Source organism: Desulfurivibrio dismutans (assembly GCF_029210385.1).
Lineage (GTDB): Bacteria > Desulfobacterota > Desulfobulbia > Desulfobulbales > Desulfurivibrionaceae > Desulfurivibrio > Desulfurivibrio dismutans.
Map to the genome: position 1 here is coordinate 103,424 of NZ_JARGDQ010000002.1, position 10,951 is coordinate 114,374.

At 58.4% G+C, this 10,951-nt stretch carries 7 protein-coding genes; 6 read left to right on the forward strand and 1 reads right to left on the reverse strand.

Translation table 11 applies throughout. The features are described from left to right. The first annotated feature begins 65 nt into the window (after positions 1–65). Positions 66–1,496: an FAD-binding oxidoreductase gene (locus P0N66_RS02545; protein ID WP_275802425.1), complete on the forward strand. Its 1,431-nt coding sequence runs from the start codon at positions 66–68 to the stop codon at positions 1,494–1,496. 32 nt (positions 1,497–1,528) lie between these two features. Here P0N66_RS02545 and pyrF read toward each other — a convergent pair whose 3' ends face one another. Further along, a complete protein-coding gene (pyrF, locus tag P0N66_RS02550) occupies positions 1,529–2,305 on the reverse strand; it encodes an orotidine-5'-phosphate decarboxylase (protein WP_275802426.1) in 777 nt (258 codons plus the stop codon). 385 nt (positions 2,306–2,690) lie between these two features. Between pyrF and P0N66_RS02555 the strand changes: the two genes are divergently transcribed. The 5 genes from P0N66_RS02555 to P0N66_RS02575 all read left to right on the forward strand — a co-directional run bounded on the left by P0N66_RS02555 (position 2,691) and on the right by P0N66_RS02575 (position 10,895). Continuing rightward, complete coding sequence (locus P0N66_RS02555; protein ID WP_275802427.1) at positions 2,691–3,968, forward strand: porin; 1,278 nt, start codon at positions 2,691–2,693, stop codon at positions 3,966–3,968. A 276-nt stretch (positions 3,969–4,244) separates the two neighbouring features. Then, on the forward strand, positions 4,245–6,239 hold the full coding sequence (acs, locus tag P0N66_RS02560; protein WP_275802428.1) for an acetate--CoA ligase: 1,995 nt from the start codon (positions 4,245–4,247) through the stop codon (positions 6,237–6,239). Between the two features lie 15 nt (positions 6,240–6,254). Continuing rightward, positions 6,255–7,961, forward strand: a complete 1,707-nt coding sequence (locus tag P0N66_RS02565) for an FG-GAP-like repeat-containing protein (protein ID WP_275802429.1) — start codon at positions 6,255–6,257, stop codon at positions 7,959–7,961. Positions 7,962–8,270: 309 nt separating this feature from the next. Continuing rightward, on the forward strand, positions 8,271–9,467 hold the full coding sequence (locus P0N66_RS02570) for a tyrosine-type recombinase/integrase (RefSeq protein ID WP_275802430.1): 1,197 nt from the start codon (positions 8,271–8,273) through the stop codon (positions 9,465–9,467). A 30-nt stretch (positions 9,468–9,497) separates the two neighbouring features. Beyond that, positions 9,498–10,895 carry a sigma-54-dependent transcriptional regulator gene (locus tag P0N66_RS02575; protein ID WP_275802431.1) on the forward strand — a complete coding sequence of 466 codons (1,398 nt, stop codon included), beginning with the start codon at positions 9,498–9,500 and terminating at the stop codon, positions 10,893–10,895. The last annotated feature ends 56 nt before the right edge of the window (positions 10,896–10,951 follow it).

Genomic DNA, 10,951 nt, shown 5'->3' on the forward strand with positions numbered 1-10,951 from the left:
GCCCTGGTGAGCGGCAACCAAGCCGGGTAGCTTAACCTGCTCCCGGTCAACCTCGCAAAAAAAACATGCCCAGCCAACCCCCTGCCATTGATTCCCGCTTGCTCGCCGCCCTGCAACAGGTGGTGGGCAAAAAACAGGTCGCCACGGCCCCCGAAGAACGGCTGAGTTATGCCTACGACGGCTCCGGCCGGGAGTACCCGCCGGCGGCGGTAGTCTTTCCGGCCAACAGCGATCAGATCGCGGCGGTACTGCGGCTGGCCGGCAAATACCGCACCCCGGTGATCCCCCGGGGCGCTGGCACCGGCATGTGCGGCGGGGCGCTGGCCACCCGGGGCGGCATCATCCTGGCCTTGAGCCGGATGACCAAAATTGTGGAAATCGACGAAGACAACCAGGTGGCAGTGGTCCAGCCTGGGGTGATCACCGCCGAACTGCAAGCGGCGGTGCGGCGCCACGACCTTTACTATCCGCCCGATCCCGCCAGCCGCGCCTTCTGTACCATCGGCGGCAACGTGGCCTGCGGGGCCGGCGGGCCGGCGGCGGTCAAGTACGGGGTTACCCGCGACTATGTGCTGGGGCTGACGGCGGTGCTGGCCAACGGCGACATCATCCACACCGGGGTGCGCACCGCCAAGGGAGTGGTGGGTTACGACCTTACCCGGCTGCTGGTGGGCAGCGAAGGCACCTTGGCGGTGATCGGCGAGATCACCCTGCGCCTGGTGCCGGCCCCGGCGGCCAAGCAAACCATGCTGCTGCTCTGCCGCGATCTTCTGCAGGCCACCGGCCTGGTCAGCGCTATTTTGCGCCGGCTGACCCCCGCCACCCTGGAATACCTGGACCGCACCGCCTTAGGCCTGGTGGCCGACCGCCTGCCCACCGGGCTCATTGAACGCTCCCAGGAGCAGATCGGGCAAAACCCGGCGGCCATGCTGCTGCTGGAGCTGGACGGCAGCCCCGAAGAGGTGGCGGGACAAACCAGGCAGCTCAAGGAGTTCCTGCAGGACCAGCAAGGGGTGATCCTGCACGCGGCGGCGGACCACGAGGAGGCCGAGCAACTCTGGGCCGCCCGCCGGGCCGTCTCGCCGGCGGCTTTCAAGCTGCGGCCCCACAAGATCAGCGACGATGTCGTGGTGCCCCGCAGCCGCATTCCCGATCTGGTGGCCACCGCCGAGCAACTGGCGGCCGGCACCGGCCTGCCGATTTTCACCTTCGGGCATGCCGGCGACGGCAACATCCACGTCAATATCATGCTGGATCGGGACAACGAGCAGGAACGCCGGGCGGCGGAAACCGCCCGGCAAGCCATTTACAAGCGGGTGCTGGAACTGCGGGGCACCCTTTCCGGCGAACACGGGGTGGGGATCAGCAAGGCGGCGGCCATCACCGCCGAGGTGGACCCGGCCAGCCTGGAGTTGATGAAAAACCTGAAAAAACTCTTCGACCCGGGCAACATTCTCAACCCGGGTAAGATTTGGGGGGAGGGGGTCAGGTCTTGACATGACAGTTTGGTTTGGGTCAAACTGTCATGTCAAGACCTGACCCCCTCTGCGGCGGCGGCGATCTCCTTTTGCAGGGCGGCGGCGGCCGCTGGCGGGTCGGCGGCATCTCGGATGGGGCGGCCCACCACCAGGAAGTCGGCGCCGGCGGCAATGGCGGCCCCGGCGGTGGCGGTGCGCTGCTGGTCATCAGATCCGGCGGCCCCGAAGGCCCCGGCAGGGCGAATACCGGGGGTAACGATCAAAAAATCCTCGCCCCATTGGCGGCGCAGGGCCAAAACCTCCCGGGGCGAGGCCACCACCCCTGCACAGCCGGCGGCCAGGGCCTTGCCCGCCCGCTGCAGTACCAATTCTTCGGCGGTGCCGGCCCAGCCCGCCTCCCGCAACTCCTCCTCGCCGATACTGGTAAGCACCGTCACCGCCAACACCTGTAAGTCTCCCCGGGCCGCTTCCGCCGCCGCCTGCAGCATGGCCCGGTCCTGGCCGTGCACCGTGGCCAGGCTGACTCCGTGTTCCCGCAGGCGGCGCACCGCCCGGTAAACGGTTTCGGGAATATCATGAAATTTAAGATCAAGCATCACCCCGTGCCTCCGCCCGGCAATCTCTTCCACCACCGGCCACCAGCCGGCGGTGAACAACTCCAGCCCCACCTTGAAAAACCCTACCCGGCTCCCCAACCGCGCCACCCACTCCCGCGCCTGGCCGGGCTCCGGCACATCGAGGGCAAAAATCAACCGCCGGTCCGGCGTGATCGTGGAGGAACGCCGGGAATCAAAAGCTTCTGCGGTGGTACGTTGATCGCTTCGCATGCCGTTGATATAGCCCGGGCCGCAACCACCTGCAAGATCTTTCCCGAGCATGGTATTTATTTTCTTGATTTTTGCTTTATTTTTCTCTATCGTTGCGGACAATCGCCCGCCGGACGGGGTTTTATGCCGACGAACGGGCCGCAACCCCTGGCCGGCCGGGCTGATCGGAGGGTGAAAAAAATTTGAACCGCGATCAAAAAATTTAAACTTTTGGTCGGTTTTTGCTTGACAGGGGATGGCAGTATCTATTAAATAATTCAGGAGCTTTCAGCTTGTCCCCCGTTAAAATGCAATATTGACGGGGCTAAACAAGACCGCAAGATGTAGGGACGGGCGCTTGAGCGCCCGTCGGGTACCCAACCAAAAGGAGTATAAGGAGAGCATCATGAAAGAGATCAAAGGTTCCACCGTTCGGCGGCGCTATGCCCGCTTCCCCCTGACCCTGGCGCTGGGCGCCATGGTTCTGACCTCGGGCGCCATCGGCGTCGGCACTTCCACCGCAGAAGCCGCCGTAGCCACCAAGGGCGAAACCGGAATCACCCTGAGCGGCGACGCCCGTTTGCGGGGCTTCTGGCGCGAAGATGCCGATTTCAGCTCGGCCGACGACACTAACCGTCAGCTCCAGCATCGTATGCGGATTGCCGTAGACGCTCAAGCCGCTGGCGGCACCTCGCTGCACACCCGTTTTCACATGGCCAACAACGAGATGTACACCTGGGATTCCATGGCCAACAACGCCAATAATGACAGTGGTACCTCCAGCCTCAACGTCGCCACCGACTACCTTTATGTCCGGGTTCCCGTCGCAACCGGCACCGTGACCCTGGGCCGTCAGGTGTTCAACTACGGGCACAAGTTCAGGGTCTGGGACGGTCGCGGCGACCGCCTTACCTACAGCCAAAAAATCACCGATGACATAAGTGTTTTCGGCTATTACCAGAAAATGCAGGAATCCCAGGCTGGTAGTGGTCCCGGTGTTGCCGCCGAAGACGAAGATCGCAACCTGTACGCCATCGGCATGGGCTACAATGCCGGGCCGCTGACCGCCAACGCCCAGATTCGCCACCATGATCAGGAATGGAGCAACGGCAACGACGGCCAGGAACTTGTCGGTTTCGTCACCTACCAGATGGCCGACCTGACCCTGGAGTTCGAAGGTCACTTCACCACCGGCGATCTCTTTGAGAACGCCGAAGATGACAACCAGCAGAAATTCTACCTCGGTGCTGCCTACCAGTTGGGCGACACCACCCTGACCGGCGGTCTGGCCTATGCATTGGCTGGCTCCTCCGCCAGCGGCTTCTTTGACAAGATCTCCATGTTCCACAACACCAGCGGCGGCCATGGCCTCGGCCATACCGCTTTCGGCGCTTCAGCCAACCCAGTCGATAAGGCCATGGCTGTAGGCGTGGGCGCCAGCCACAAGCTCAGCCCTGAGCTGACCCTGGGCGGTCGACTGGCTTACACTGCCTATGATCTGTACAATGACAATGCAACTGGCAATGACGATCCTTCTGTCGTTTCCGTTGACGCCAGCATGGCTTACAAGATTAACGCCAGCACCACCTATCATATCGACGCCATCTACGCCAAGCCCGATAATGTGACCAACGATGACGACGCCTACTTCGGCCTCAGCCACCGTCTGGAAATTCGCTTCTAGTTTCGGCTGCAACTTAGTGTAATAGCCAGATCTTCTGATCCGGCTGCAAAAACCCCCGATCGGCATTCCCGGTCGGGGGTTTTTTTTACCCTTGCCCCGGCCCTCTCCCCCAACGTTGAACCACCGGAGTGAAAAACAGGATTTTACTTGACCTCCGTGAGCGCTCTGCTTTAAAGTACGCGGTGCTTATTTTGTAACTAAGCGGCGGAGGGAAACTTGGTAGTGGTTCCGGCAATAACCTCAACAGTTCCCATCAACCCGAGGAGAGTGACAATCATGAGTGGAGAAGACAGCAAGATTGAAAGCATGATGCAGGAAAAACGGCTCTTTGCACCGCCACCTGCCCCCGCCGACACGGTTTCCGCCAAGAGCATGGCCGAATATGAAGAGTGGTACCGCCAGTCCATGGACGATCCCGAAGGATTCTGGGCCCAACGGGCCGAAGAGTTGATCCAGTGGGACAAGAAGTGGGACAAGGTCCTGGAAGCGGACATGGTAAAGCCCGAGGTCAAATGGTTCAAGGGCGGCAAACTCAACGTTTCGGTCAACTGTCTGGACCGCCACCTGACCAACGGCCGCCGCAACAAGGCGGCCCTGATCTGGCAGGGTGAACCCGAGGAAGACGTCAAGGTTTACACCTACCAGATGCTGCACACCTCAGTTTGCCGGATGGCCAACGTGCTCAAGAGCATGGGCGTGGGCCGGGGCGACCGGGTGGCGGTTTACCTGCCCATGGTCCCCGAGCTGGCCATTATTCTGCTGGCCTGCACCCGCATCGGCGCCATCCACAGCGTGGTTTTTGCCGGGTTCTCGGCCGCTAGCCTGAAGAGCCGGATGCAGGACTGCGAGGCCAAAGTGCTGGTCACCGCCGATGCCGTTTTGCGGGCCGGCAAGACCATTCCCCTGAAACCCAACGCCGACGAGGCCCTGGCCGAATGCCCCAGTGTTAAGAACTGCGTGGTGGTTAAGCGGGGCGGCAACGAGATCAACATGCAGGAGGGCCGTGATTCCTGGTGGCACGAAGCGGTAACCGCCGACGGCATCACCTCCGACTGTCCCCCCGAAAGCATGGACGCCGAAGATACCATGCTGATTCTCTACACCTCGGGCTCCACCGGTAAACCCAAAGGGGTGGTGCACACCACCGGTGGTTACCTGACTTACGCCGCCCAAACCTGCCGCTGGGTGTTTGACCTCAAGGATGACGATGTCTACTGGTGTACCGCCGATATCGGCTGGATCACCGGCCACAGCTACATTCTCTACGGGCCGCTGGCTTTGGGCGCTACCTCGGTGATGTTTGAAGGGGTGCCTAGTTGGCCCAAGCCCGATCGCTTCTGGCAGATCTGCGATAAGTTCAAGGTCAGTATCTTCTACACCGCCCCCACCGTCATCCGCTCGCTGATGCGCGAGGGCACCGACTGGCCCAACAAGCACGACCTTTCTTCCCTGCGGCTACTGGGTTCGGTGGGTGAGCCCATCAACCCCGAGGCCTGGATGTGGTACCACGAACACATCGGCAAGAGCAAACTGCCGGTGGTGGACACCTGGTGGCAGACCGAAACCGGCGGCATCATGATCTCCGCCATGCCTTACGCCACTCCCCTTAAGCCCGGTTCAGCCACCAAGCCCCTGCCCGGGGTGGACGCCGCGGTGCTGCGGGAAGACGGCAGCGAGGCCGGCCCCAACGAAGGCGGCCACCTGGTGATCCGGCGGCCCTGGCCCGGCATGCTGCGCGGCGTCTTTGGCGACCCGGAGCGTTACAAGAAGACTTACTTTTCTCGCTACGAAGGGATCTATGACCCGGAAGACGGCGCCCGCAAGGACGAGGACGGCTACCTCTGGATCATGGGCCGCCTGGATGACGTGATCAACGTCTCCGGCCACCGCATGGGTACCGCCGAGGTCGAATCGGCCCTGGTGGCGCATCAGGACGTGGCTGAGGCGGCAGTGGTGGGTGCCCCCCACGAAGTTAAGGGCCAGACCATTTACGCCTATGTCTCGCTCAAAAGCGGGGTTAACCCCAGCGACGAGCTGCGGGCCGCCCTGCGCACCCAAGTGCGCAAGGAAATCGGTCCCATCGCCACGCCGGAGTTCATTCAGTTTGCCGACGGTCTGCCCAAGACCCGCAGCGGCAAGATCATGCGCCGGATTCTGCGCAAAATCGCCGCCGGCCAGACCGAGGAGCATGATTTCGGGGATACCTCCACCCTGGCTGATCCGTCGGTGGTGGACACCCTGGTGGCGGGCAGCAAGGAGTTCATTAAATAAAAAATGGAAAATATTATGAAGCGTCTTTTTCTGTTTTTTGTGCTGCTGTTTTCTGCGCTGCTGCCCTTCGCCACCACCGCCCTGGCCGACCAGGAGCCGCCACCGCCGCGCCTCGGCATGCTGCCGCTGGAGCTGATTGCCCCCCAGGAGGTGAGCTATCTGCAGGAAGGGATCAGGACCATGCTGGGCAGTCGCCTGGCGGCCGGCGGCCGGGCCGTGCTGGTGGATCGCGGCCGATTGACCCGTGAACTGGCCGGCCTCGAGCAGGCGCCCACCGAACTTGAAGAATTTGCTGCCCTGGGCCGGCAACTGGAGGTCGACTACCTGGTGGGCGGCGTGCTTACCGCGGTGGGGGGTGGTCTCAGCCTGGATATTAATGTTTATGAGGTCGGCTCTGAAGGTAAGGCCCACGGTTTCTTTGCCACCGCCGCTGACGAAGACGAGGTGATCCCCCAGGTTGATCAACTGGCCCGGGAAATCCTGGATTCCCTCTTCGCCCCGGCCCCCGGGCCAACCCCGGCACAGGCCCCGGCACCCATTACCCCCGAGACCGGACAACCTTCCTATGTCGCCCCGCACCCCCAACGGCAGTTGCTGGAATCCCGCGCTCCCCGGCCTTCTTCATCCCTGATCCGGCCCACAACCATTGACCGGCTCCGCGGCGATTTTAAAAGCCATGATATTTCCCTGGATCTGCAGGCCATGGAGACCGCCGACGTCACCGGAGATGGCGAAATGGAGGTCATTCTGGCCGGCCGTAACCGGGTGGAGGTCTACCGGCGCGACCAGGACCGCTTTGTCCGCATGGGTACCATCAACACCCTCAGCCGCTACCCCATCCACTATCTTTCCGCCGCCGATCTCAACCGTAACGGTCGGGCGGAAATCTACATCAGCGCCGCCGACCTGAACCGTCCCAACTCCCTGGTTATCGAATGGAACGGGACCGATTTCGTTCGCACCCACGACAACCTGCCCTGGTATCTCCGCGCCATGCGCCTGCCCGGCGAGGGTATGACCCTGGTGGGCCAGCAGGCCGGCGGCGGTCGCTTCATGGTGCCCGGCCTGCACCGGCTGTACCCCACCGCTGACGGCGGCCTGGAAGAAGAAGGGCGGTTGAGTCTGCCGGGGCGGCTTAACCTGTTTGACTTTGCCTACGCCGATCTCACCGGCAACGGCAGCGACGAGATCATCACCGTTACCCAGGGCGAACGCCTGGAGGTGCTGGGGGCCGGCGGCGCAAGGCTTTGGCGCAGCAGCCTCCACTATGGCGGCACCACTCGCCATTTGGGCGGCCAGGAAGGCCTTGATGATGGCCCGGTTCCCCATGAAGTGGAGGCCTCCAAGCACTACGTGCCCTCCCGCATCGTCATCCGGGATGTCACCAACAACGGCCGACCTGAGGTGATTATAACCCAAAACCACCCCTCATTATCCCGGGCGGTGGGAAGGCTGCGTTCGTACGCCAGCGGCGAGATCCACGCCTTGCGCTGGGACGGCGCGGGGATGCAGGAACTCTGGAAGACCCACGAAATCGAGGGCTACATCGCCGATGTTCAACTCGGGCCGGACCTGGCAGCCACCGACCAGGACGGTCAGGGGTGGCGCGGCGCCGAACTGTATGTCGGAGTAGTCACCAAAGCCGGCGGTTTCGGCCTGTTTTCCAGCCCCACCAGCGCCATCCATGTCTACCCGGTGGAATACCTGGAAAACAACGAGTAAGCAAGCTAAAGGCTAATGAGAGGCGCCCACGCGCCAAGCGTAAAAAAAGGGTGGGCCGGATCAGATTGATCCGGCCCACCCTTTTTAATTTCTGGCGCGCCTGGCAGGATTCGAACCTGCGACCTACGGCTTAGAAGTCCGTTTTTTTATCTTCCCGCTTTTTCCCATAGTCTCACAATCCCTTGACATTAAATGCTTTCCTCTTTATCCTGTTTCCCATAAGTACCCTTGATTTCCCCTTAAAAGTTGGACAGGAGTTGGACAACTTTTAAGATGGAAACATAGACAGGGCAAGAGGAGGCTGGCAGCATGGCAACATGGAATAGGTCAAAATACCCAGGTATTAGATACAGGGAGCACGACACCCGCCGTCATGGGGTCGGAAATAAACCAGATCGGTACTACACCATTTTTTATAAGCTGGATGGAAAGACAGTGGAAGAGGCCGTGGGCTGGGCCAGTCGGGGCATGACCGAAAAGAAAGCCGCCGCGATCCTGGCCGAGCTGCAAGAGAATCACCGCCGTGGCACCGGCCCCCGAACCCTGAAAGAAAAACGGGAGCTGGGCGCAGCTGAACGCCAGGAGCAGGAAGAGCAGGCCACGCAGGACGCCATCGACAACCTGACCCTTTCCGCCATATTCTATGACAAGTTTATCCCCCACATCCAAGCGAACCGCCGCGCCCTCAAATCGTGGAAACGAGACGAAGGCCTTTTTCGTCTCTGGATTGCCCCGGTTATCGGCAATAAACCCCTGCGAGACATTGCCCCTTTTGACCTTGAGAAGATCAAGAAGAGCATGACGAAGGCCGAAAAGGCCCCCCGCTCCATCGTCTATGCCTTGGCCACAATCCGCCTGGTGTTCAACTTTGCCCTGGCGCATGACCTTTACACCGGGAAGAACCCGGCAGGCCCGGCGGGCAAGGTGAAGAGGCCGACCACCGATAACAGTCGAACGCGCTACCTTTCACGGGAAGAGGCGGTTGCCCTACTGGCCGAACTTGCCGCGAGGAGCCAGGATGTTCACGACATGGCCTTTCTGTCGCTTTATACCGGCATGAGGGCAGGCGAGATTTTTTCCCTGACCTGGGCGGATATTGACCTTGATGGGGGTGTAATCATGCTCAGGAAAACCAAGGGCAACAAGAACCGGGCTGCGTTTATGACCGGGGCAGTCAAGGCCATGCTGCAAGCCAGAACAAAAAGCGTACCGGCTGGGCTGGTGTTCCCTGGCCGCAATGGGGTAAAGATCGAGCAAGCGTCTGACACCTTTACGCGGGCAGTTGACAAGCTGGGGTTCAATGAGGGTATCGCCGACCGGGAGCAGCGTGTCGTCTTCCACACCATGCGTCACACCTTCGCATCCTGGTTGGTTGAGATCGGTACCGATATTTACTATGTTATGAAATTGATGGGGCACTCTGACATAAAGCTCACGATGCGTTATGCCCACCTTGGAAAAAACTCATTGAGGGCGGCGGTGCATCGTCTTGAGGCGGCAGGATGAACCGGCCCGGAGGCGGCACGGAGATAATATATGGCTGAGAAAAAGTGGATTGATACTCCTGGCTTGAAGGATATTCTTGAAAAAGATGTGCCTTTGGCGGGGGAACTGTTGGCCAGTAACAGATACCCCATTCTTGTTAGGGGAATGCTTCGGACAGGCAAAAGCCACATTAGAGATAAAATATGGGAAGCAAGTGGTTTGGAGAAAATTAAGGAGGGGGTTATCAACTGTGCTGCAATACCAGAGAATTTGGCCGAGGCCATCCTTTTTGGGTACAAAAAAGGAGCATTCACAGGAGCTAGTAACAATAAGCCCGGTTTGCTCTTTGATGAATCCATACCGCCAAAAGTTGTCTTCTTAGAAGAGATCGGTGAATTACCTCAATACGTCCAAGCGAAACTCCTGGTTTTTTTTGATACTGGAGCTTTTATGCCAGTTGGAGCCGAGTGGGGACAAGGGGTAAAATCAACTTTGGTAGTTATAGCAACGTCAAATGCGGAAGATGATAAATTTCGGCCTGACTTTTTGGCTCGATTTTGGGAAGTAAAAGTGCCCCCTCTTCATGAGCGGAGAGAAGACATCCCCTTTTTTCTAAACCTTTTTTTGGAGGGAAAAGAACAGCAACTTACAACAGAAGAGTTATTCCATTTAATGGCTTACAATTGGCCAAAGGGAGTTACTGAAATTGAAAAGACGTGCATAAAGATAAAACATTATATTTTCACGATGAAACTTGCACGTTCAGAACGATATGATTTTGTGAAAAAGTTACTCACATCACTTCCTCCCGCTTACGATAATTATATGCAATATTGCCATTATCTTGTTTGGCATGCAGATGATTATACAATAGAGAAATTATTCCCTTATTTTTGCATAGACTGGCCTAGCCCTAACAAGCAACCAATGGTTTACGATATTCATAAATTAATAAGAGAGTGGAAGGCGTGGTGTTTTTTCTTTGACCAGAACCCTAAATCACCGACAAATATTTATGAGGACATCCAGAAAAAAAAACCTGGTAAAGGTGGTTATTACGCAGATATTTTTCATCACTGGGGAGACAGCAAAAGAACTCTTGACCAATCATATGACAATGATCATAGGCTCGCATATTTTGTAGATTTTTTAAAAGAGCAAAAAATGTGGAACGAAGATGGCCTAACTTTTTTAAACAACTTTAGAAGAAATGCTTTTGAGGAACTTTTTGAGGCGCCAGAAGAAGAAAATAGCGCTGAAGCAGTGCAAGGGCAGCCCCCTCCATTTGAGACGATGCGCCCAAGTGACTATCTCGATCAATTTTGGGATTATCAGGTAGAGCGTGGCCGGACGGGGGCAGAAATAGAGAAGAAGTATGGCATAAATAGAAAAACAGCTGAGACCAATATGAGGAATGTGAAGAAAAGATCAACCGCGAGAGAGGATTGATATTAATCCAAACAGGATTTAAATTAATCCTTTGAGTTCGATTGGCGCAGTTAGCT